This window comes from Blautia parvula, from assembly GCF_020215665.1.
GTDB lineage: Bacteria > Bacillota > Clostridia > Lachnospirales > Lachnospiraceae > Blautia > Blautia celeris.
Map to the genome: position 1 here is coordinate 1,225,935 of NZ_CP084061.1, position 24,438 is coordinate 1,250,372.

The 24,438-nt window shown below is 48.1% G+C and carries 18 protein-coding genes, 1 other RNA gene and 1 other annotated feature; of the genes, 2 read left to right on the forward strand and 17 right to left on the reverse strand.

Annotated elements, in window-relative coordinates; all coding sequences use genetic code 11:
• Positions 1 to 9: 9 nt before the first annotated feature.
• The 6 genes from LC508_RS05815 to LC508_RS05840 form a co-directional block, all read right to left on the reverse strand.
• A complete protein-coding gene (locus LC508_RS05815; protein ID WP_158587327.1) occupies positions 10 to 2,607 on the reverse strand; it encodes an ABC transporter permease in 2,598 nt (865 codons plus the stop codon).
• Positions 2,608 to 2,621: 14 nt separating this feature from the next.
• Positions 2,622 to 3,287, reverse strand: a complete 666-nt coding sequence (locus LC508_RS05820) for an ABC transporter ATP-binding protein (protein ID WP_033140367.1) — start codon at positions 3,285 to 3,287, stop codon at positions 2,622 to 2,624.
• 117 nt (positions 3,288 to 3,404) lie between these two features.
• Positions 3,405 to 4,352 (reverse strand): sensor histidine kinase, encoded by a 948-nt coding sequence (locus LC508_RS05825; RefSeq protein ID WP_103732389.1) that lies wholly within the window; start codon positions 4,350 to 4,352, stop codon positions 3,405 to 3,407.
• Positions 4,349 to 5,053: a response regulator transcription factor gene (locus tag LC508_RS05830; protein ID WP_054351239.1), complete on the reverse strand. Its 705-nt coding sequence runs from the start codon at positions 5,051 to 5,053 to the stop codon at positions 4,349 to 4,351. Before LC508_RS05830 ends, LC508_RS05825 begins: the two co-directional genes overlap by 4 nt.
• 16 nt (positions 5,054 to 5,069) lie before the next feature.
• Positions 5,070 to 6,986: a sensor domain-containing diguanylate cyclase gene (locus tag LC508_RS05835; RefSeq protein WP_103732390.1), complete on the reverse strand. Its 1,917-nt coding sequence runs from the start codon at positions 6,984 to 6,986 to the stop codon at positions 5,070 to 5,072.
• Between the two features lie 76 nt (positions 6,987 to 7,062).
• Positions 7,063 to 9,465 (reverse strand): PAS domain-containing hybrid sensor histidine kinase/response regulator, encoded by a 2,403-nt coding sequence (locus LC508_RS05840; protein ID WP_186971055.1) that lies wholly within the window; start codon positions 9,463 to 9,465, stop codon positions 7,063 to 7,065.
• 191 nt (positions 9,466 to 9,656) lie between these two features.
• On the opposite strand from LC508_RS05840, the gene LC508_RS05845 reads away from it, so the two are divergent.
• Positions 9,657 to 11,099 (forward strand): GntR family transcriptional regulator, encoded by a 1,443-nt coding sequence (locus tag LC508_RS05845; RefSeq protein ID WP_103731615.1) that lies wholly within the window; start codon positions 9,657 to 9,659, stop codon positions 11,097 to 11,099.
• A gap of 75 nt (positions 11,100 to 11,174) precedes the next feature.
• Here the strand turns inward: LC508_RS05845 and LC508_RS05850 are convergent, their stop codons facing one another.
• Together LC508_RS05850 and LC508_RS05855 are read right to left on the reverse strand one after the other, a co-directional pair.
• Complete coding sequence (locus tag LC508_RS05850) at positions 11,175 to 11,498, reverse strand: branched-chain amino acid transporter permease (protein ID WP_054351191.1); 324 nt, start codon at positions 11,496 to 11,498, stop codon at positions 11,175 to 11,177.
• Positions 11,495 to 12,187, reverse strand: coding sequence for an AzlC family ABC transporter permease (locus tag LC508_RS05855; RefSeq protein WP_033140372.1), 693 nt, complete (start codon positions 12,185 to 12,187; stop codon positions 11,495 to 11,497). The genes LC508_RS05850 and LC508_RS05855 overlap by 4 nt, the downstream gene beginning before the upstream one ends.
• 150 nt (positions 12,188 to 12,337) lie before the next feature.
• On the opposite strand from LC508_RS05855, the gene LC508_RS05860 reads away from it, so the two are divergent.
• Positions 12,338 to 12,889 carry a helix-turn-helix domain-containing protein gene (locus LC508_RS05860; RefSeq protein ID WP_054351190.1) on the forward strand — a complete coding sequence of 184 codons (552 nt, stop codon included), beginning with the start codon at positions 12,338 to 12,340 and terminating at the stop codon, positions 12,887 to 12,889.
• Between the two features lie 262 nt (positions 12,890 to 13,151).
• Here LC508_RS05860 and queA read toward each other — a convergent pair whose 3' ends face one another.
• The 9 genes from queA to ssrS all read right to left on the reverse strand — a co-directional run bounded on the left by queA (position 13,152) and on the right by ssrS (position 24,422).
• Positions 13,152 to 14,177: a tRNA preQ1(34) S-adenosylmethionine ribosyltransferase-isomerase QueA gene (queA, locus tag LC508_RS05865; RefSeq protein WP_103731616.1), complete on the reverse strand. Its 1,026-nt coding sequence runs from the start codon at positions 14,175 to 14,177 to the stop codon at positions 13,152 to 13,154.
• Between the two features lie 19 nt (positions 14,178 to 14,196).
• Complete coding sequence (locus LC508_RS05870; RefSeq protein WP_033140385.1) at positions 14,197 to 14,799, reverse strand: histidine phosphatase family protein; 603 nt, start codon at positions 14,797 to 14,799, stop codon at positions 14,197 to 14,199.
• Between the two features lie 41 nt (positions 14,800 to 14,840).
• Positions 14,841 to 17,258, reverse strand: coding sequence for a phenylalanine--tRNA ligase subunit beta (gene pheT, locus LC508_RS05875; RefSeq protein ID WP_103731614.1), 2,418 nt, complete (start codon positions 17,256 to 17,258; stop codon positions 14,841 to 14,843).
• Positions 17,259 to 17,321: 63 nt separating this feature from the next.
• Positions 17,322 to 18,341 carry a phenylalanine--tRNA ligase subunit alpha gene (gene pheS / locus LC508_RS05880; RefSeq protein WP_033140387.1) on the reverse strand — a complete coding sequence of 340 codons (1,020 nt, stop codon included), beginning with the start codon at positions 18,339 to 18,341 and terminating at the stop codon, positions 17,322 to 17,324.
• Between the two features lie 49 nt (positions 18,342 to 18,390).
• Positions 18,391 to 18,622: a binding site (T-box leader), on the reverse strand.
• Between the two features lie 44 nt (positions 18,623 to 18,666).
• Positions 18,667 to 19,629 carry a YihY/virulence factor BrkB family protein gene (locus tag LC508_RS05885; RefSeq protein ID WP_033140587.1) on the reverse strand — a complete coding sequence of 321 codons (963 nt, stop codon included), beginning with the start codon at positions 19,627 to 19,629 and terminating at the stop codon, positions 18,667 to 18,669.
• A 71-nt stretch (positions 19,630 to 19,700) separates the two neighbouring features.
• A complete protein-coding gene (locus LC508_RS05890; RefSeq protein ID WP_033140588.1) occupies positions 19,701 to 21,158 on the reverse strand; it encodes a SpoIID/LytB domain-containing protein in 1,458 nt (485 codons plus the stop codon).
• Positions 21,159 to 21,242: 84 nt separating this feature from the next.
• Positions 21,243 to 22,811, reverse strand: coding sequence for a spermidine synthase (locus LC508_RS05895; RefSeq protein ID WP_033140388.1), 1,569 nt, complete (start codon positions 22,809 to 22,811; stop codon positions 21,243 to 21,245).
• Positions 22,812 to 22,943: 132 nt separating this feature from the next.
• The gene (locus LC508_RS05900) at positions 22,944 to 24,008 is read right to left on the reverse strand and encodes an aldose epimerase family protein (protein ID WP_054351187.1); all 1,065 of its coding nucleotides are present in this window, start codon (positions 24,006 to 24,008) and stop codon (positions 22,944 to 22,946) included.
• A gap of 232 nt (positions 24,009 to 24,240) precedes the next feature.
• A non-coding RNA gene (gene ssrS, locus LC508_RS05905) (6S RNA) lies at positions 24,241 to 24,422 on the reverse strand.
• Positions 24,423 to 24,438: the final 16 nt, after the last annotated feature.

Below are 24,438 nucleotides of genomic sequence, written 5' to 3' on the forward strand. Positions count from 1 at the left end.
TGACTCCTTCTATTCCACCTTGTTCATCTGTTCCATGATTTTTTTCGTCTTCCAATCCTTTGATAAACGGCCGGCCAGCAGAATACAAAGCAGAACTGCCATGAAGGAAATACCAAAAAATGCCGTATAATCAAAGCGGTACCCGTGCCCGAAAGCCCTCATATTCGACTGTCCATAGAGGTATCTCAGTACCGGAACAGAAGCCAGATACGCCAGAGCCACACCGAAAAACCCAAGCATGATATTTTCGAATATCATCATACGGCGGATCATTTTCACACTCATGCCTATGGCGCGGAGCATACAGATTTCCTGGGTTCTGATTTTCATCCGGTAGTTTAGGTTGTTGGTCACATTGATCAGTACCAGGATAAAAGAGATCACCGCAATGCCCACCACATATACCATCTGTTTTCTGAAAAGCATCTCGTTTTTACGGATATCTGACATCATACTCCGGGTGGAGATTCCCTGAAACCGGCTGCCAAGCCGGATCAGCCGTCTCTCCAGTTGTTCCCGGTCATCCTCTGTCAGATTCTCTTCCCCGTCCATGTACATGCGCTGTATATGACTGTCCGGACAGAGTTTTTCCACCTGGTCATCACTGGTGATCAAAAGCGGATACACCGTGATATTACAGTCATACATGTACGCAAAAGAAACGATTGCTGCCACCTTATACGTCTTATAGCTATAACTGCCATCCGTATCTGTCAGCTGTTCATAGGCCATATGATTCGTATCAAAATCCTGACGATATTTTATCCGGATCTCATCCCCTGCCCGGTACTGCATAAGCGGAGTCCCCTCCTTATAATTGCCGGGGTACTTATTTTTCTTTTTTGTGTCATCCATATGCAGAACGGAAAGGATGACCTCATTGTCTTTCAGCCCGTTCTCGTCAAATTCTCCGTCTATGACATACTTCTTAAGCTCTGCCAGCGCGTTTTTATTATACCCATACAGGACTGATTTATAGATCTGGTCCGTACCGTCATTTCCGGCTAGGGGATAATGCCGATTTTCAAGAACCGCCTCGTTCATCTCATCATAATATGTGTCGTTCCGTTTCACCTCTTTATCATCAACCACCCGGACCGGAATCCCTGACTGTGTTTTTACACTGCGTATTCCATCCAGGGACGCGATTTCCCCGGCAGTCTCCCTGGAAACCCCATCATATGCACTTCCTATGCTGAGTGTTCCCATCTCATACTGCCCGTTTAAATAATACATTTCCGCGGTATCTTCCCGGTAGTGCTGTGCTATATTCTTCTGGTAGGCCAGGCCCGTAAACAATGTCACACCGGCACATATAGTCAGCACTACAAATACGGAGGTCTTCTTCTCTTTCAATATATATTTATTTCCAAGAGAATACAGCGTATAGGTCCTTCCGTGTCTGTCCCCGTCCTTTTGCCAATGAAAATGCCTCATGGAAAAGACACTGTCTTTCTCCTTGTTGCCATAATTGGCGATCAGATCCGGCACCGGTTCCCGCACGATCTTCTTTCCTGTAAAATACCCCACAATACCGATGAGCAGCGCTATGGCGACCAGACAGATTCCGATCTGCAGAAAAGGGATCACCGGAGCAAAAGATACCTTTTCATTATTCAGATAAATTTCCTGGCTGCTGTCTCCTGACAATTGGGAAATGAGCAGCGCTATGACGGCTCCCAGAATGCCTCCCACCGGAATACTGAAGAGGAATATCTCATACAATTCTGATAAAATAAGCCTTCTGAGCTGTCCGGACTGCATCCCTATGGCCCTGAGTATGCCGTAGGGGTTTCTCCTGGACATCATGGTAATCTGAAAGATACCGTAAAAAATAATCATGGTGATCACCAGCAGAACACTGATAAACTTCAGATCCGTCAGCCATAATCCCGGCAGATCTTCCCTCCCCGGACATTTCTTTACCTGCTTTTTCTCGATACCCAGTTCCCGGCAGACAGCGTCCACCTTTTTCTCATAAGTTATCCCATCCCTGAAGCGGACAAATACGGAATAATTGTCTTCCCCTTCAGACTTTATGGGCGCGTAGAGCATTTTGACCCCGTATTTTTTATTACTCGGCACATCGGACAGTATCCCCACCAGGTCACATACCTCCGTGCGGCCGGCCTTCTCATCATATATCTCTATTTTTTCCCCGCATACAGGCTCGATTCCCATATTTAACAGCGCCCACCGCTCTGCTACAATCTCATTTTCCGCCTCCGGCAGACGCCCTTTTTCCACAACTGCTGTCAGTGTGATGTACCGGTCATCCCCTCTGTCCAGATGATTATCCGGGGAATCCTTCTGATATTCCTGATACTGCAGCTGTCTCAGCGCATACCACTCCAGCTCCGGGTCGGATGCCAGCATTTCCACCTGGCTGCTGTCAATCTCAGATATACTGCAGTCTGCATCTGTAAAAAGCATTTTCCCCTGTATATTTTCCATCTTATGATTCGTATGGACCAGGATCAAAAGGGATGTGATAAGTATTATGCTCAGTACAAAACAGAAGAATAATGCCAGCGTGTTCTTCTTATAACTCTTCATAAACCGGTGCCGCAGACACATTCTGCTGTCCGTCTCTTCTCTTATTTCCATTGGTATCCCTCCCATCACATCACGATTTTTCCGTCCTCAATGCGGACAATACGGTCAGCCATCTGCGCGATCTCTGCATTGTGAGTGATCATAACAATGGTCTGGCGGTACTGTTCGCTTGTCACCTTCAGAATGCCAAGCACATCCTGGCTGGTCCTGGAGTCAAGGTTTCCGGTGGGTTCATCTGCCAGGATCACGGAGGGCTTGATCGCCATGGCCCTTGCAATGGAGACCCGCTGCTGCTGCCCGCCGGAGAGCTGTCCCGGCAGGCTGTCACACTTTTTCTCCAGCCCCAGAATATCAATGATATCCCGGATATACCTTTTATCCACTCTCTTGTTATCCAGCTTCAGAGGCAGAATGATATTCTCCCACACATTCAGCATGGGGATCAGATTAAACTGCTGGAAGACAAATCCTATCTTTCTTCTGCGGAAAATGGTCAGCTCATCGTCACTGAGCAACTCCAGTTGTTTTCCGTCCATGACCACGCTTCCGCTTGTGGGCACATCCAGACCGCCCAGCAGATTCAGAAGTGTGGATTTTCCGCTGCCGGAGGTCCCGACGATAGCCAGAAATTCTCCTTTTTCAACTGACAGGTTCACACCGTCCAGTGCTGCCACCTCCGACTCCCCGCTGCCGTATACTTTTCTTAAATTTTTTGCCTGTAAAATCACCATATTGTTCTCCCTCCGATGGTTTTCCCGTACAACGAAAAATAGCCTGTATCATTACAATACAGACTATACCATAAGAATATTTCCAGCCGGTGTCAGAAATATATCAGTTCTGACACATTATCCCCTGTGCAGAAACACAGAAAATGTAGAACCTTTGCCGGGTTCTGAGGAAACTTTGATATATCCCTTTTCTCTTTTGATCACTTCTCTGGCAAAATAAAGCCCAATCCCCACGCCCGGCTGTCCGGACACTGCTCTGGAACGGTAAAAACGTGTAAAGACGGATGCCTGTTCCTGCTCCGCGATCCCGATTCCCGTATCCGCCACATCCAGCCGAAGAAACATGGGATATTGGAGAACGCGCACCGATACACTGCCGCCCTTTGGCGTATACTTTACCGCATTGTCTATGATATTTCCCACAGCCTCTATGGTCCACTTCAGGTCAAACACTGCCTCTTCCGTGGAATCCTCAATCGTAAGGGTGACTCCTTTTTGCCGTGCCTTTTTGGAAAACTGTCTGTCTGCAGCAGACAAGACCTTCCGGATACAGCATTTTCGTGGTTCCAGTTCCAGGATACCGTTTTCCAGGCGCGATAATTTCACCAGGGACTCGATCAGAAAATCCAGCTTGTCCACCTGCTCTATGACTGCGTCGATCTCCTCTGCAAAATCTTCATGAACGGAGAGGTCTCCGGCTTTCCACTTTTCCTGCTGTTCTTTTAACAGCTCCCCATAAATTTTTATATTTGCAATAGGTGTGACGGTCTGATGGGATATGTCAGAGATCAGGGACTGTATCCGCTCTTTCTGTGCGGCAAGAGAAACGGAGGATAACCGGCTGTCATTTAGAAAACGCCACATGGCGCTCTCCAGCTCTGACATTTTCGTATCCTCCAGCTTTCCCTCCGAAAAGGTTCCTGCTGCCGCATCCTCCAACATTTCCTGCAGACGTTTCAGCAGTTTTTTCTCCCGTGCCCTGCACGCTGCAAGGACGAGAGCAAGCGCTGCCAGAAGACAGAGGATGATGCACACACAGATTCCTGTGATCATAGTTGTATTCATGCTCTTTTACCCTTTTCCTGCCGCTCCCACACATAGCCGATACCATAGACTGTCCTGATATAAGCGTTTTCATGCTCTGCTTCCCGCAGTTTTCCCCGCAGCCGTTTGATCACCACCGTGAGGGCGTGTTCCTCCACATACTCTGAATCACCGGACCATATTTCATCTGTCAGTGTCTCCCTGGACAGTACCACACCGGGATTTTCCACCAGTTTTCTTAAAAGCCTCTGTTCCGTTCGGCTCAGCTCCACAGAGGTGCCGTCCACACGGAAATCCATCTTTCGGAAGTCAAAGGCATAATGCTCTGTCTGATAGGTCTCCGGGTTTTCCGTCTCTGTCTCCCTCAACTGGACTTCTATCCTTGCGCGGAGCACCATCAGGCTGAACGGTTTTGTGATATAGTCATTGGCGCCCAGCTTCAGGCCTGTGACAATATCCATCTCCATATTATTTGCTGAGATCAGGATGACCGGCACCTGGCTTTTTTGCCGGATCTCCACCAGCCAATCCAGCCCGTTACCGTCAGGCAGGTTAATATCCAGCAGAATCAAATCTATCTTCTCTTTATCAACTGCAGTTCTTCCCGCCTGGACAGAATCACACTGCAGGCAATGGTACTCCTGTCCTTTCAGCGCCAGGCGGATGCCGTTATTCAGTTTCAGATCATCTTCCACGATCAATATATTCTTTTTTGTTTCCATACCCTGTCTGTTCCTTTTACTTGTTCTCATCGTCTGCCGCTGCTATCACATATCTGTTTCTGCCCTGTCTTTTTGCCTTATATAACGCAAAGTCCGCTTTCTTGTAAAGTGTCTCAAAATCCGTTTCCTTACCCACTGCCAGGACCACGCCGATGCTGGCAGTGATGCTGACACCTCCCTCTGTCCTGTTTCTGAGTGCCCGTATCAGTTCCCCGGCATGCTCTTTTGCCATCTCTGCACCGGTGATTGACAAAAACGCAATAAATTCATCTCCTCCGATGCGGCCCACGACAGCATCCTTCCCGAACTGTCCTGCAAGAGTCCCGGAAAATTCCACAAGCACTTTATCTCCCGCCGCATGCCCCAGTCGGTCATTGACCTCTTTGAAATAGTCAATATCCAGGATAAAAAAGGCAAACAATTGATCCGGCCCCTGTTCCAGCATCCTGCGCACATGCTCCTGCGTAGCCACTTTGTTGTACAGGCCCGTCAGGGAATCCTTCTGCATCTGTTCCATCATGTACAGCTCATGCCGCTTCTGCTCATCAATATTCTGGCGGTACACCAGCATCCGCACAGAGTTATCTTCCTGCCAGCGGAAAATGTGGGCAGTGATGCGCATCCAGTAATACGTCTCTCCGTCTGTGGTGATCATGAAGTCATACTGCAGATTGTCTCTTCCGTTCTCAAAGGCTTCCAGCACGTTGTCCGGATGGAAGGTACGGATATATCCCTCCCGGTATTCCTCCTTGATCTGCTTTTGGGCAATGATGCCCAGGGCCTTGTCAAAGGGTATGTCCGGCGGTGCCCCCAGACTTTCAAAATATGCGGAGGTAGCTTCACTGGCTGCCTGGTTATGGGTAATGTCAAACTCATAGATATTCTCGTAAAGCTGTTCCGTAGCCTCCTTAAACACTGCCTGGTGCACCTTCTCCGCTTTCACAGTCAGCTCTATGATTTTCTTATTATACCTGCGTATAACGGAGGTGATCGTTATAAGGACAAGTAAGATGGTTATTACCACGATCGTCATTTCCCTTAAAAGCTGCAGCGACAGTCTCTCATTAAGCTTCGTTGTATCATGGTCTATGATCAGGTACCAGCCCAGATTTTCAATAAAACGGCTGACAACATACCCGCTGCTTTTCTTTGATGAATACCACAGATTCTGGGTTCCTTCACGGCTGCCCAGAATGGTGTCCTTAAGCTTGGCAAAGGCACATCCCTCGAACAGATTGCTGTCCCCCTGAAACCTGGTATAAGTACCGGAAATCTCAACATTCCCCTCCTCATCCACCAGATAGGCATTGACACCAAAATCATTCTCATACCCCTGAAGCAGAGCCTGGAGCGAATCCACGCGGAAGCCCACGCCTACCACTCCCATTACGTCTCCGTCCCCGTCTGTGATGCGGCAGTTGATGAAGACCGTAACCTCATTACCGGCTCCCTCTACCTGGTCATTATCGATCTGTATCCCATAATCGGTGTCCTGTTCCAGGAAACTGTAGAACCATACATTTTCTGGATCTCCTTCCTGGAGGACCCGGTCCAGCCCGTTATAATAATAGTAATTTTTTGTTTTCACGGAAGCCAGGAACACAGAGTCATATCCATACTTATCCCTGTAAGTGTTCAGATAATCCCGCATGGTGTCAATGAAATCCCGGTCTCCCAAATGCTCTTCTTCCCCTTCCAGAAAATCCTTCAGCAGGCTGTCATTAGCCATGGTCAGTGAAATATTGATAGGCTTTGTAAAAATGGTGTCTATCTGATGGTAGATACCTTCAGATGTCAGTCTCGATACACTTTCAATATCCTTTCGGAAAATTCCCTGATTGGATTTGTAGCTGATAGCTGATGTCACCACAAAACCTATGACAATAACAATACAAACAAGAAAATTAGTCCGCAGCAGTACATTTTTCTTCATATAGATATCCCCTTGGCCGTTTTCTGTATCTACGTTCCATTATATCTTTGTTCTTTCATAATGGAAAGCGCTTTTTTCAGGAAAGCCATTTTTCCAGTACCAACTGCAGTTGTTCCATATCCAGGGGCTTTGCCAGATGCCCGTTCATTCCGGCTTCCCTGGTTTTCTGACGGTCATCGGCAAAGGCATTGGCAGTCATGGCGATGATCGGCATTGCCCCCACATCCTGCCGCGGAAGCCCACGGATCTTCACAGCCGCCGTACATCCATCCATGACCGGCATCTGCATATCCATGAAGATCAGGTCATAGAAGCCTTCCTCTGACTGACGCACCTTCTCAACAGCAGCTCTTCCGTTTTCTGCGGTATCCACGAAAGCGCCTGCGTCTGTGAGGATCTCTGCTACGATCTCCCGGTTCAGTTCATTATCCTCCGCAAGAAGCACATTTTTCCCTTTATAGGAACCGCGGATCACCGGCCCGGAATCCGCCTCCTGACAGTTCCCGTCCGCAAACTGCTTGAGCTTGTAGATCAGCCTGGAACAGAACAGGGGTTTTGTGATGAAGCCATTGGCCCCCGCCTCTTTTGCCTCATCCATCTGTTCTGACAGGTCGTAGGCAGAGATCATGATGATTGGAAGCTGCCGGCCGGCCTGCCTGCGGATTTTCCGGGTAGTCTCTATGCCGTCCATGTCAGGCATTTTGTAATCTATGATTACGGCAAAGTAGTCTTCTCCTGACTTCCCTGCCTGTTCTATCTTCTCAAGCGCCTCCCCGCCCTTTAAAGCCCAGTCTGTCTTCAGCCCGAACTCTGCCAGACACTCGCAGGTATTTCTGCAGATAAACTCATCATCGTCCACGATCAGCACGGGCAGTCCTTCCAGCACACGCTCATCCGTCTGCTCTTCCTGGATCTGCAGACAGACAGATACTGCAAATCTGCTGCCTTTCCCATATGTACTTTCCACATGGATGGTACCTCCCATGAGTTCCGCGATGCTCTTACAGATGGACAGCCCCAGACCGGTCCCCTGGATGGACTGGATTTTTTCATCATCCGCCCGCTCAAAGGGCTCGAAGATCCGATATAAAAATTCAGGCTTCATCCCAATTCCCGTGTCTGACACCACAAATTCATAGAAAGCCATATTCTTCTTATCCGAAGGCGTTTCTCTGATCTCCATATATACGCTGCCACGGGGCGGCGTGTATTTGACCGCATTGGACAGAAGATTCAGAACGAGCTGCTGCAGGCGCTGCATATCACTGACCACGATCTCATGGGTAAGGTTATTGACATATGTTTTGAAGATAAGGTCTTTGCTGTGGATCTGCGGCTGCACCATAGTCACCACACCGTGCACCAGCTCAGCCAGATTGACTTCCTCCTCCGCAAGCACAATGCGTCCGCTCTCGATTTTGGACATATCGAGCACTTCGTTGATGAGGCTTAACAGCAGCTTAGAGGAGACTGTGATCTTCCCAAGGCAGTCCCGAATCCGCTCCGGGTCATGGATATGGGATCCGGCGATGGTTGTCATGCCAAGAATGGCATTCATAGGCGTACGGATATCGTGGCTCATTCTTGAAAGGAAGTCAGACTTTGCCATATTTGCCTTCTCAGCCTCCTCTAAAGCGTTTTGAAGGGCCACGGTCTGTTCCGTCAGTTTTTTCTGCATTTCCCTCAGCTCCGTAATGTCCGTCACATCTATAAAGATGACCAGATAGACAGGACAGCCCTTCTGCCAGCCCACACAGGCAGCATTTACCTGCAGCCAGAGCTTCTGCCCCTCCCTGTTTTTTACATACATGGTAAAATGCAGAGGCTTTCCGGCCAGAATGTTTTCTCTCTGCCCCCAGATAGCTTCCTTATTGTCCCTTATATTCCTCTGATATACACTGTTTTCCCCGCGTTCCGCTTCACTGCCGAAATATTCTGCAAAGCGGGAATTAGATTCCAGAAGGATCATGTTGAGTTCCTGATCGATCCTGTATTTCGCCACAAAACCGGGAAGGTTATCGTATGTGACGGACTGCTCCTTCTGCATCTGGATCATGTCATCAATATTGGTTATCACTGTGTATCCCACCTGATATCCGTCCACATATTCATCCGCGAACCGGACAGAGAACTGTACCCAGATATGCTCCCCGCTCTTTCTCCTCATCCTGGTTGCCAGTTTATATCCCTTTTCTCCGCGTCTTAAAGTCTCCATGACTACTCCTGTGATCCGGTCCCACTCTTCCCGGTCTGTTTCATAATACAGATCCGGCCTGTTGTGGAATACCTTCTCATATTCTTCCTTTGGCCATCCGATCATCTGGTAATAAAAATCATTTGCCCAGATGAGCGTAAAATGTTCATCCAGCAGATGCTTGCTCACACTCACCTCCAATAGCTGCATCAGTGTACTGTATTCATAATCCGCTGCTGTCTGACGTTCTATCTGCTTATAGTCTTTTTCCATATTTTCCGACATATACCTTATCCCTTCACACCTTAAAATCTCTTTACATGTGACACCTGTTTCCTGTCATCCATGTTCACATATACCTTGTTCATGTTAACCTTATTATAATTCACAGGAATAAAATACGCAACATTTTATGGAATTTCGTCTGTGGTGATGGTAGAATAGAGAAAAAGCCAAAGAAAAGAGGGGAATGAAACTTGTACAATGGGCAGAGTTTTTCTGATTTGATCTATCAATTCTATTCCATGCGCATACAATTCGGGTATTATACAGAGGGTGACACTCTGCCTCCCATTGAAACACTCAGCCGGGATTTCCGTGTCTCAACCTTAACCGTCAAGACAGCGCTGAAACAGCTTCGGGATGAGGGATATATCATAACCTGCGGAGGAAAAGCCACAAAAGTAAATACGTCGCATGCAGACCCTGCTTCTGCCGTCCGGTTTCTCTCCGCACGTATGGACCGTTTTGCTGACTTTTATCCGGCAAATGAAATGATTTTCTCTTCTCTGCTCACGGAAAGCTTTCGGCTTATGGAAGAGAAGGATTTTACCTGTCTTCTGGAATTGGCAGATCGGCTGGCAGCGGATGATTTAATGAGATTCTATTCATTCGCCCTTCAAAAGCTGAACAATTCCCTGGTCATGAACCTTTTATGGGAGTCCTCCCTTTACCAGGGCCTGCCTTTTCTGAAGGCAAAAAGATCTTCTGAACTATATGATTTAAATAAAATACGCAGAAGCCTGAAGAACCTCATCCGCTCCGGTAAAGAAAAGGATTTTCAAGCCGTTCACAGCGGTTTCCTGCATTTTCAGAGAACGAACAGGAAACATCTGGTTGAATTTTATGCCGAACAGACAGTCCCGGTACCAAAAGAAGAACAGACGCCTTTCATCTGGCACATATACCGGGAACGCCCGGAAATCTGCTACAGTCTGGCGTCACATATCCTGCACCAGATCTATCTCGGTCATTACCACGAGACACACTTTCTGCCTTCTTATGAAAAAATGGCAGAACTTTACGGTGTATCTGTCAGCACTGCCCGCCGGACGATCCGACTGCTCTGCCAGTTAGGCGCCGCGCAGTCTATCAACGGAAAAGGCACCCGCATTTTTTCCATGGAGGAGAGCTGGCTTCCCATGGACTGCGGCATCCCTTCCATCCGCCGCAGCCTTGCCTTTTTCATCCAGGCCCTTGAGCTGGTTAAGTATACCTGCCGGGATGTATCACAGACGTTTCTGAAAAAACTTACCAGGCAGAGTAAAAATGCACTTCTCCAGGTTTTGGAGCATGACCTTACTTTTGACCGCAGTGAGCTTACTCTTCTGCATATCGTTAAATATATTGCAGAATACCATCCATGCGCGGGGATAAGAGAAATTTATTTTAAACTATTTGAACTGATGCTCTGGGGATATCCCATAATGACCGGGTTAAAAGAGAGTGATTCACAAAGAAAATGTGTGGAATACGCAGAAATGATCATCCACACGCTGAAGACAAATGATTTTCTCTCATGTGCGGATGCGATTGGACAACTGGCTGTGTGGAAATTTTCCGCTGCGGATGACGCGCTTTGCAGATGCGGATTTGATTTTGAAGCCTTTCGCCTGCTGCCTTCCATACAGCTTATGTAGCCGCTATACCCAAAAAAGAGAGAGAACCAAAGAAATCATCTTTCGGTTCTCTCTCTTTTTTAAGAGGGGTGTGCGTTAAAACACCGCCTGCACGAAAAACATGTACAACACAGTTCCCGCGCTGATACTCAGAAGCATATTTTTCTTCCACCTGTGTACTGCGGTGATAAACAGGATGGCCAGGATTTCCGGAATCCCGTGGCTGCCTGTACCCACAAAGTCTTTCAGGCTGTAGGCAACCAGAAGACCGATAACGGCATAGGGAAAAACCGTTCCCAGATATGTAATAAACTGCGGTGGGTTTTTGCTGTCGGGAAATACCACAAAGGGCAGAAACCTGGTCAGCATCGTCCCCAATGCAACCGCTAAGATCGTGATAATACTCTGCATAACTGTCATTGCTCCACCTCCGGAATCATACTGCCTCTCAGAGCAGTAAAACACAATACGATCAGTACCATAGCCGGCAGCATAAAGTTCTGGCTGCCAAAGATAAACAGGCAGAGAAAAGAACCGCCAAGCCCCACAAGCGCCGGCAGATGTCCCTTCTTATCCTCCCACTGATTCAGGAACATGACCCAGAAAAGCGCGGTCATAATAAACTCAATCCCTTTTGTGTCAAAGTGTATCACATATCCCAGAAGCGCTCCCAGCGTTGCCCCTGAAACCCAGTAAAGCTGCCCCAGCCAGGTGACAAACAGCATAAACCAGCCTTTGTCCACATCCTCAGGGGGGTTGACCGTACAATTGATGGAAAACACTTCATCACACATTCCGAAGATCAGAAACACTTTCTTCCATCCGCAGTTTTTATACCTTTTCAGCATAGGTATCCCGTAGAAGAGATAGCGGGCATTCACCATAAGCGCAAGCAAAAACGCAGAGAACGGATGAAACGCCGACAGCAGCAGATCCACTGTCACAAACTCCATAGACCCCGCATAGATAAACAGGCTCATACACATTGGATAGACAAAAGAAAAACCCTTGCTCCGCATGAGAAATCCATAGGACATTCCCAGAAAGAGAAATGCAACACAGATGGGAAGTGTGTATGGCAGCGCAGCACGAAACGCCTTTTTTTTCATAACACAGCCGCTCCTTTTCAACTTGATTTTATTGCTCTTATTTCATATAATGGATAAGAGAATAATTGACATTCGTCAGATTTACCGAACATTTCGTTATATATATCTTACGATCGTTCGATATATCTGTCAAGCAGGAAAGGAATATTTATGGAATTAGGTAAAATAATTGCTGTAAATTTGAAAGAACTCAGAAGAGAACGCAACCTGACACTGGGACAGTTGTCCAAAATGTCCGGCATCAGCAAAGCAATGCTTTCAGATATTGAAAAAGGGGACAGCAATCCAACCATTAACACCATATGGAAAATTGCAGGCGGACTCAACGTGCCGTATACGAAACTGATCGACGGAATCGAAAAGGAAACCACGGTTGTCCGCCGTTCAGAGGCCACTATGCAGACCGGCGAAACAGACGGCTACCGGGTATACTGCTATTTCAGAAGTACACCGGTGAGAAATTTTGAGCTGTTCTATGTTGAACTGGATGGAGGCTGCGCCAACACTTCCATCGGACATACGGACAAGGCCCAGGAATATATCTATATCATTTCAGGTGAACTGGTGATTCATACAGAAATTATGGATTATACGCTGCATGAGGGGGAGGCCTTTGTCTTTGACTCTTCCATCAGCCACACGTATATCAATCAGCAGGAAATGCAGGTGACGTTTATGGTTGTTAATTATTATCCTCATTAAAGGATACCTCATGATTTCCGCCCGACCGTTCCGATACCCAGGCTTCCCGACATGAAAGCCCCCTGCGCTGCCCGTTTCAGACATCATCTGTCGTTTTTAATAACAGCCGCCGGGTTTCATAAAAAGACTGCTCCTCCAAGCTCTTTAAGTATATTATAGCCTGAATTCAAATTGAAATCAACGCTGTGCAGAATATATAAGGACCCGCAAATGCACAGTAATCCTGCACTTTTGCGGGTCCTATTTTCTCCTAAAAACTTACTCACCCGATAAACATAGCATCCCCAAACGAAAAGAACCGATACCTCTCCTCCACCGCTTCCTCATAAGCCCTCATAATATTCTCTTTCCCAGCCAAAGCCGAGACGAGCATCAGCAGTGTAGATTCCGGCAGATGGAAATTGGTGATCAGTCCGTCAATGATCTTAAACTGATACCCCGGATAGATAAAGATCTCTGTCCATCCGCTTTTTGCCTGAAGGTTTCCGTTCTCATCCGCAGCGGATTCCAGGGTTCTGCAGCTTGTAGTTCCCACGGAAATGATCCTGCCGCCGTTTTTCCTGGTTTCATTGATCAGTTCTGCCTGGTCTTCCTCCACCACATAGAATTCCGAATGCATATGATGCTTCTCCACATCATCTACTTTTACCGGGCGGAAAGTCCCAAGCCCTACATGCAGTGTGACATGGGCAATATTGACGCCCATCTGCCGTATCTCCTCAAGCAGCTCCTCCGTAAAATGAAGGCCTGCGGTAGGCGCTGCGGCACTCCCTTCCTTCTTCGCGTAAACGGTCTGGTATCTGTTTTTATCCTCCAGCTTGTGGGTGATATACGGGGGAAGAGGCATCTCACCCAGCTTATCCAGGATTTCCTCAAAAATCCCTTCATAACTGAATTTGATCAGACGGTTTCCCTCCTCCACCACATCAATGACTTCCCCTGTGAGAAGTCCGTCACCGAAACGGATGACCGTGCCCGGTTTTGCCTTTTTTCCGGGCTTTACCAGTGTCTCCCACACATTGTCGCCTTTTCTTTTCAGAAGCAGTATCTCAATCCCTGCATCGGTTCCCACCTTGCTTCCGTACAGACGGGCGGGAATGACCTTCGTGTCATTGATGACAAGGCAGTCTCCCGGGTTCAGGTACCTGGTGATATGTTTAAAATCCGTATGCTCGATCTCTCCTGTTTCCCGGTCCAGATGCAGCAGCCTGGAAGCGGAACGGTCGGCAAGAGGGTCCTGCGCGATCAGTTCCTCCGGCAGATCATAATAAAAATCTGATGTCTTCATTTTTTCTCCTTTATCCCTGTCAGCCAAATACAACATCCTCTTCCAAAAGCTCTGCCCTTCCGTCTGCGACCTCCACAATATTTACGCCGCAGTTTGGCGGAACACAGCCATGCCAGAAATTTCTGATCTCCGCATCCGGATAGACATTCTGTAAAAGTGCCCGCACGGCGCATCCGTGGGACGCAATGAGCAGTGTTTTATCCTGCAGTTTTTCCCTGCATATAAGCTCCTGGAAAAAGTCCTTTGTCCTTGTGCAGATTTCCCTGATACTCTCCCCACCCTTCGGAGGCTCATACACCTCTGTATGGTGGAAAAAATTATCCAGCATATGGGCAGGCAAAAGGGCGGAATCCCGCCCTTCCCATTCGCCGAAGGAGATTTCCCGGAGACGTTCATCGTCGTATATGGGGATATTCCTTCCGGCCAGTATCAGTTCTGCAGTCATTTTAGCCCGTTTTAACGGGCTGGTAAAGCAGAGGTCAAAGGGAATTTCTTTTAAAGCCTCCCCTGTCCGCTTTGCCAGAGTAATGCCGTTTTCATTCAAATCCGTGTCAGAGGCCCCCTGAAGCCTTCTCTGGACATTCCAGGAGGTTTCCCCGTGACGGATAATATAAAGCTTCATATTACCTGCTCTCCTAAAATTTCTGCAAACCGCGCTTTGTCTTATTTACGCAGTTCTATTCCAAGGCCCTCAAGCCCGTTTAAGATTTTCTTCATGGCTGCTGTGATCTCAGCCTCCTCCAGTGTCTTATCTTTTGCACGGAAGGTTACAGAGTATGCCAGTGACTTGAATCCGTCTTTGATCTGGCTTCCCTCATAGATATCGAAGAGTTTGTAACTCTCCAGAATCTTGCCGCCGCGCTGTACAAGTACATGCTCAATCTCTCCTGCCAGTACGTGTTTCGGCACTACCATACTGATATCGCGGCTCACTGCAGGGAATTTGGCGATTCCTTCGTATTTCCTGTCAAAAGTTGCGAACTCCAGAATAGCCGGAATCTCCAGCACTGCAACATAAGCTCTCTCGCCAATGCCGTAGGTGTCCGCTACAGCCGGGTGTACCTCACCCAGATAGCCGATCACGGTTCCCTTGTAGATGATGTCAGCCTGGCGTCCGGGATGCAGGAACGGTTTGCCTGATTTCGGGTCATATTCCTCTTTCTCATGCATTCCGATCTTATCCAGGAATTCCTCCACAACACCTTTCATGGCAAAGAAGTCACCGGCACCGTACATGCCGAGAGTGAACATCATTCTCTCCTCCGGCAGATCCTTAAGGGGCAGTTCCTTCGGCAGATATACATTGCCCAGCTCATAGAGACGCACATCTTTATTTCTTCTCTTATAGTTTGTTCCCAGGGACTGGAGCATACCGTTCAGCGGTGTGGTTCTCATAATGCTGAAATCTTCGCCTAAAGGATTGGAAATGGTGATCACTTTGCGAAGCTCATCCTCTGCCGGGATCAGCAGCTTGTCAAATACCTTGGGGCTTTCAAAGGAATAGCAGTATCCCTGTGAAAATCCGTTGCACTCTGCCATATCTCTCGCAACCTGCTCAATACGCAGCTTAAACGGCAGTTTGCCCGTGGTAGCTTCTCCCTTAGGAAGTGTGGTAGGAATATTGTCGTATCCGTAGAAACGTGCCACTTCCTCCGCAATGTCCGCGGTACGGAAAATATCCGCGCGGAAAGTAGGCGCTACGATCTCATTTGTCTTCTCGTCATATGCCAGCTCCACTTTTGCAAGATAGGAGAGCATTTCCTCCCTGGAAAGTTCTGTACCCAGCAGATCGTTTATTTTCTCCGGCTCAAATGCAACACGGACCGGCTCTTTCACTTTTGCATACACATCAACCATTCCGCCCACAACTTCACCGCAGCCAAACTCTTCAATCAACTGGCAGGCTCTGTCAATGGCTGCCTGCGCATTGTTGGGATCAAGGCCCTTCTCGAATTTGCCGGAGGCATCTGTCCTGAGTCCCACTTTCTTGCTGGAAAGGCGGATATTTACACCGTCAAAGCAGGCAGCCTCAAATAATACCGTACTTACGCTGTCTGTGATCATGGAGTTCTCTCCTCCCATGATACCTGCAATTCCCACCGGCTTTCTGCCGTCGCAGATCATCAGCACGGAATCATCCAGAACACGTTCCTGTCCGTCCAGTGTCACAAACTTCTCATCCTTAGAAGCGCGGCGCACAATGATCTCCTGTCCCTCAATCGTATCCATATCGTAGGCGTGCATGGGCTGTCCGTATTCTTCCATCACATAGTTGGTGATATCCACCAGATTGTTGATCGGACGGATACCGTTTGCCGCCAGGCAGCGCTGCATCCATTTTGGTGAAGGGCCGATCTTAACATTCTTTACCACCCTTGCGCAGTAACGCGGGCACAGATCCTTATCTTCCACGGTCACCTTGATGTAATCATGGGCGTCCTCCTGATTTCCTTTTACTTCCACTGCCGGAGGAATGAATTTCTTATTGAAAGTTGCTGCTGCCTCCCTTGCAATACCGATCACACTGTAACAGTCCACACGGTTTGAAGTGATCTCATATTCAAATACCACGTCATCCAGACCCAGCGCGTGAATAGCGCTCTCACCGACCACAGCGTCCTCCGGGAAAATGTAAATACCGTATTCCGGAGCTTCCGGATAAAATTCCCTGGTGGAACCCAGCTCCTCAATGGAGCACATCATGCCGCAGGACTCAATGCCGCGCAGTTTCCCTTTTTTGATCAAAACACCGCCCGGTGTCTTTTTGCCGTCGTGACCGCCTGCGACACGGCCTCCGTCCAGAACGACAGGAACCTTGTCACCCTCTTTTACATTCGGCGCACCGGTCACGATCTGAACCGTCTCTGTTCCCACATTGACCTGGCAGATGATCAGCTTGTCCGCGTCCGGATGGCGTTCGATCTTCTCAATCTGTCCGATGACGATTTTATCCAAATCCGCATCCAGCTTCTCAAAGCCTTCCACTTTGGTTCCGGATAAGGTCATTGCATCTGTATATTCCTGTGCCGTAACGTCCAGATCCGGCACATACATTTTAATCCATGATAAAGATGTATTCATTGTTGTTCTCCTCTATAATTATTATTCTGCCTCAGGATCTCCTGATCATTTTCTTCTCCGCGATCAGAACTGTTTCAGGAATCTGGTGTCGTTTTCGTACAGAAGTCTCATATCATCAATCTCATATTTCAGCAGTGCAATACGCTCCAGTCCCACACCAAAGGCGAAGCCTGTGTATTCTTCCGGGTCAATGCCGCACATTTCAAGAACATGAGGATGTACCATGCCGCAGCCCAGAATCTCGATCCAGCCGGAGCCTTTACAGAAACGGCAGCCTTTGCCTCCGCATTTGAAGCAGGAGACATCCACCTCTGCGCTTGGCTCTGTGAACGGGAAATGATGGGGACGGAATTTTGTCTTTGTCTCCGGTCCGAACAGCTCTTTTGCAAATTCTTCCAGCGTTCCTTTTAAGTCTGCAAAGGTAATGTGTTTGTCAATGACAAGTCCTTCAATCTGGTGGAAGGAAGGAGAATGGGTTGCATCCACCTCGTCGGAACGGAACACGCGTCCCGGTGCGATCATACGGATGGGCAGTTTTCCCTTTTCCATGGTACGCGCCTGTACCGGGGAAGTCTGGGAACGCAGGCAGATCTTATCATCAATGAAGAAGGTATCCTGTTCATCTCTTGCAGGATGTCCCTCCGGAATGTTCAGTTTTGTGAAATTGTAGTCCATGTACTCCACTTCCGGGCCTTCCACCACTTCATAGCCCATACCGATGAAGATACGCTCCACTTCCTCCAGCGCTATGGTGTTGGGATGTCTGTGGCCGATTTCCATTTTCTTAGCCGGAAGAGTAACATCGATCACTTCTGCTTTCAGTTTTTCTTCCATAACGGCTGCTTCCAGCTTTACTTTTGTGTCTTCCAGATGCTTTTCAATCTGGGCACGTGTCTCATTTACCCACTGTCCGACCTTTGGCCTGTCCTCAGCAGCTACCTCTTTCATACCCTTTAAAACTGCTGTCAGCTCTCCTTTTTTTCCAAGGAAAGCAACACGTACATCGTTTAATTTGTCCAGGGAATCCGACTCCTGGATGCGCTTTGCAGCTTCTTCCTGAATCCGCTGTAATTTTTCTTTCATAGTTATCTCCTTATGATTTTATTTCTGACAATAAAAAAAGACCCCGCCCGAAAGGGACGAAGCCTGTAAAGTCCGTGGTACCACCCTTGTTCCCATCTGTCAAAATTACAGTGGGCACTCATATCTGTTTAACGCACAGTGACGGCATTTCCTACTGCTGCTTCAGAAATGCGGCTCCGGTGGGAATCTCAATGGTTATCTGAACTGAGAGGAGCTTGCAGCCGGTGACTCCTCATCTCTGACAGAAGATAAACATCTACTGACACCTTCACAGCCTTTTTCATGTATTGTCTGTAAACCATTTTAGCCATTAATCTGCAATCTGTCAAGAAGGTTTGTCAGCTTTTCTGTCTTTTTCTTCCGATTTCTTTATAGAATCCTCTGTTTCTCCCTCTTCTTCCTCGTCATCCCTTCCTATTAACTGCTGATATTCCCTTTTAAGGGTTTCCGTTGCCACCTGATGCACCCATTTGAATTTTTCCTCAAAATAGCAGTTGATCTGTGCGCCGATCATCATGATATTCATACAGAAGTACATCCACAAAAGGATCAGTATGATGGTTGTCATGCTTCCGTACATGTTCGACGTTCCCTCATAATAATCAAAATAAAGGGAAAATCCGAAGGAAAATGCAGACCAGCTCACTGCCGTAAACACCGCCCCGGGCATCTGGCTTCGGAAGGTAGCCTTCCTGTTTGGCACAAATTTATACAGAAAAAGGAACACCACACACAGGGCCAGCAGGGTGATGGTCACTCGCATGCTGATGATCATGGACACCAGCTTGTCGAGAAACGGCAGGTGCTTGCTCAGCTCCCTCTGCAGACTGTTGCCGAAGACCTGAAGGATCAGCGTCAGTATAATGGCAATGACAAAGACAAGGGTGTAAAATACAGACCGTATTCTTGTCACAATATAATTCCTGGTCTCTTTTACCTGATAAATACAGTTGAATCCATTGGTAAGCGACTGGATTCCTTTGCCTGCGGACCACAGGGCAATGACACCGGAGAGAGGGACAACAGTCAGGGATTTCTCATACACTTCATTGACTATGCCCTGGATAAAGGTCTCAAAGCTCTCGGGGCAGATCTGCATTACCGCATTGATCACTTCCTGTCTGTTAAGGGGCGTATACCGCACAGAAGTCATGAGAAGGAGCATAAATGGGATAAAGGAAAGTATGATAAAATAAGCAGCCTGTGCAGAGTAGGCTGACACATGGTTCTTATTCATATTTTCCATAAATCCGGTGACTGTGCGCACCACACTTTTTAGTATCTTCATTTTATCTGCACCCGCATGTAAATTCTGCATTATTTTCCCATTATAGCATGTGCCCCTTCGGATGACAAGTTTCACAGAATGCTGCTGATGTCAGCCAGCTCAACATCCTGGTAAAAGTATGCAAGTATCTCCTGGTAACCCATTCCCGCTTCTGCCATTCCTTTTGCACCGTTCTGACTCAGGCCTACGCCGTGACCGTAACCGCCGCCCTTTATCACATAACCTGTGAGCACATTATTTTCATCCCTCTGTTCCTCCAGTGTAAAATACGCGCTTGGAAGAAGATTGGAGCCCTTCACCACAGAGCCGTCCTGCCTTGTTATGGACAGTCCGTCCGGGGACAGCAGGGCACGTATATCGTACTCATTGCTGATATTGTAGACTCCCTGATCTGTGTCCAATGCCAGGCTCATGACAACACCGCTGTCTCCTGTCTTCTCCACATCAATCCCATATATTTCCTTTACCCCCGCGTATTTTGTCTGTACGGCTTCCAGCAGGCGTTCCCGGGAAAAGGAGATGCTCCACTGATGCCACGGCTCCTGTGCGTCATAACTGCAGTCCACGCTTTTTAGGTAGGAGGCAGGAGCGGAAACCTCCCACACCTCATCCGTGCTGGTTTTTCCGCTGGATGTGGAGAAATAATAGGCGGTGATTGGCTGACCATTGCTTTCCAGGATCTCTCCTTTTGTCTCATCCACAGCAGCATTGGCCTCGGCAGCCTCCCCGCCGTTTTGATAGACCTGATAGGCTACACTGTCATCCACCTGGGCCCCCAGATCCGACAGCGCGCTTTTCTGCATCTGCACACAGGCGTACGTTCTGGCGCAGACTGCCTGGGCTTTCAGGGCTTCCTTGTCGTAGGACGCCGGCATTTCACTGGGTACCACACCGTACAGATATTCCTCCAAAGGCAGAGTATTCACAAGGCGCAGACCTCCCTGCTCCTGATAGACCGTAAAATCGCCCCTGTAGGCAGGATTACCCTGCTGTCTTTCCACTGACAGCAGGGTTGCCCTGTTTTCCTCTCCGTCTGCCCGAAGCTCCAGCTTTCCATCCTTAAAAAGAGAACTGTCCGCGGTCAGCTCCAAGGTCTCACCGTCTGCATAATCCATTTCCTGGCTTCCCTGAAGATGATAACTGCCATGAAACTGCAGACTTACACTCTGGTGTGTATATCCCTTATATCCGTCTGTCATAAGCAGTACGGAAATCCTGGGTTCCTGTACAGCCGCCGCTGCCGATTCACTCTTTGGTGTTTCGGCAGGCTGACTGTCATCCTGCTCTGTATCATCAGCCTGAGAATCTGTGTCTGCAGTTTCTGCAGCACTCTCCTGTCCGTTTTCCTCTGCTTCTGCATGGTTCTGGGAGGATGCCGGCAGAGTCAGACCGGCGCTGGCCCGCTCATTTTCTTTTATCATATTTTCCTGCAGGCTCTGCGTCCGGTAACTTTCCTGTCTTCTCACTCCCGCTCTGTTTGCCTGCCATACAATCACGATTCCGATTACGGCAAGCAGTATGATCAGCATTTTCCATTTTAATTTCTGCTTCCAGTCCATATATTAATATATGAAAGAAGAAAAGATTTCATACCCTTTGAGAAATTTTCCGGCTTATCCCAGATACAGTTCCCTGTAATAATCCAGTTCTTCCCCTATGATCTCATCTAAGACTTTCATTCCCAGAAGCTCTACAGGTGCCTTGTCATCGGTCAGTATCCTGTCTTTTCCCTCATATCCGGTAAGTTCAGCCGATACGGTTTCCATCATGCCCTTTAGCTCTCCATCTGGAAGTTTTTCCGTGTTTTTCTTAAGCATTTCCGGAAGACCCGCCTCGTTGGAGGCAAAGACCTCCATATTGGTTCCGCCGTCCACAGGCACGGTGTACACATATTTGAACACAGAGGCTATGGTATCACAGAGATAGTCATTGATGGAATCCTCGGAGCTGGATTTCATATTCATATTGACCACCATCACCCCGTTCTTCTTCAGATGGCTTTCCACCTGGCTGAAAAATTCAACAGAGGACATCTGAAAAGGGATGGTGATATCCTGGTAGGCGTCCACCATGATCACATCATAGGCTTCCTCAGAGGCTGTCAGATAGGCTCTGCCATCCTCCACTGCCACTTCCACACTGTCAGGCAGCCCGAAATAGTCCGTTGCGATATCCGCTATCTTCTCATCAATCTCTGCCCCCTGGATTTTGGTTCCCGGAAAATACCGGTCACAGTAATCGGCAAAGGTACCGCTCCCAAGCCCCAGTATCATCACGTTGTTATCTTTTTTTGTGTGAATGCCTGCCATCACCGGGGCTGCCAGCGCATAGTCATAATACATGCCTGTCAGTTCCCGGTTCTTCGCCTTGATGGACTGCACGCCGAAAAGCACATTGGTGGACAGAATCGTCTGGTCTTCACTGTCTTTTACCTGCAGATAATTATAGATGGACTCATCCTCCAGTGTCACATCCTTCTCCCAGAAAGCGAAACTGAATCCCGGTGTCAGCGCTGCCAAAACGAGAAGCACGACAGCGGTTCCGATACAAAGTCCTCTTTTTCTTTTGACTGTCACAAAGTACACCACCGCGATAGCTGCCAGAACCGCTGAAAATATCAGGAATGTGGCTGCAGTCCCCACTGCCGGAATGGTGACAAATGTAGGGAGAAAAGTACCGATAATACTGCCGATGGTGTTCAAAGCGCCCAGCTCTCCCACTGTCTTTCCGTTGTCATCCAGATTACTCACGGAAAACTTCACCAGAGACGGTGTCACGGTTCCCAGCAGTACACAGGGAAACGCGAAGATTGCCAGACAGGTAAAAAGCGCTGCCCAGACCAGAAAATTAGACTTTATAAAAACTGCCAAAAGCAGAGATATCCCCGCGATCAGATATCTGCCGGCAAACGGTATCAACGCGATCCATATGGCAGCGATCAAAAGCCTCCGATACAGCCTGTCCGGATCATGACGTTTGTCCGCAGAGCGTCCGCCCCACACATTTCCAATCGCCATTGCGATCATGATCACTCCGATGATAACGGTCCACACGATCTGGGAAGAACTGAAATAGGGCGCCATAAGCCTGCTTGCCCCCAGTTCCACAGCCATCACAGACATGCCGGAAAAAAACTCTGTTACATACAAGAAATATTTGTTTCTCAATAATCTGGACTCCATGTTTTGCCTCCTGTTGTCTCTTTTATTTTCCCCGCCTTCTTACGGGACAGAAAACGGGCTGCCCCAAGGCCGTCCGCACCGAAATCCGGCGCCGGCGTGCCTGCCTGCGGCAGCCCGTCTTCTTTTTTATGCCTACGCTTCAGTTACAAACTGATAAATTGTGGTAGTATCGTATTTCTCTCCGGCTTTCAGAACAGAGGACTGGAAATTAGCCTCATTGCAGGCATTGGGATAATACTGCGTCTCCATACAGAAGCCGGCACGCTTTGTATAGACACTGCCTCCCTTTCCGTTCTCGTTGTTGATGAAATTACCGATGTAGAACTGCATGCCGGGAAGATCTGTGAACACCTTCATGGTAATGCCTGTCTCATCACTGTGAGCAGCGGCTGCTTCTTTCACCTCGCCCTTCTCCCTGCAAAGTGCATAGTTATGGTCATAGCCGCCTCCGAAGATGAGCTGTTCATAGTCAGCCTCCACATCCTGTCCGATCTTCTTTGGAGAAGTAAAGTCCATGGGTGTGCCCTCCACCTTCAGGATCACCCCTGTGGGAATAGCTTCGGAATCAGATACCGGGGTGAATTCCGGTGCATGGATCTGAACCACATGATTCAGCATGCTCTCCGCTCCGGCATTATGTCCTGCCAGGTTAAAGTAGGAATGGTTTGTCATGTTCACCACAGTATCCGCGTCTGCACTTCCCGTATAATGCATAACCAGCTCATTGTCATCTGTGAGCTTATAGGTTACATATCCGGTAAAGTTTCCGGGGAATCCCTGGTCACCGTCCGGGCTGAAGATACGGAAGGTTATGCTGTTCTCCTGCTCCTTTACTTCTTCCACATCCCATACGCGGGTACGGTAGAAATCCGGGCCGCTATGTAAATTATTTTTGTTGTCATTCTGAGCCAGCACATATTCTTTTCCGTTAATGATGAATTTTGCTCCGCCGATACGGTTTCCGTTCCTGCCGATGGGGGAACCGAAATGAGGTTTATTCTCATAATACCCTTCCACGGTATCATAGCCAAGAACCACATCGGTCAGCTTTTTATTTTTATCCGGAACCATCACGCTGACCAGTATGGCACCGAAATCTGTAACAGAAGCTGCCACACCATTTTCATTTTTCAGTTCATAGAGAAATACATCTTTTCCTTCAGGACTTTTTCCAAAGCTCTTTTTTGTCACTCCCATGTCTTCATCTCCTGTTTTTCATGATTTAATATCAATGAGTCCTGCCTGCCGGACTCCTGCGCCGAAGCGTGCGGTCATCTGCCTGCTGCGCCAACTGCGCATTCCCCTGAGGGTCCATGTTCCTATTGTTATAAACAAAAAGAGTCTGATTCTTCAGACTCTCGCATCAAATGCGGCGTTCCTGCTGCAAATGTCCACTATTCATATATATCAGCAAACCTGCTGTTATATTAATAATCCCAGGATGCCGTTTCCTACTTTCTGACTCCTAGCCTAAGCCAGGTGGGCAACCGCAACTGTTCTTCTGCCTTCCGCTGCGCAATGACGGCCTGACATCTGAACAGAAATATAGGAATCCCGTTTAAAGAAATGTAGGTTCAAAAACTGTAGGAGCATCGCACACCCCAGGATTACTTCGTATCTTTATTAT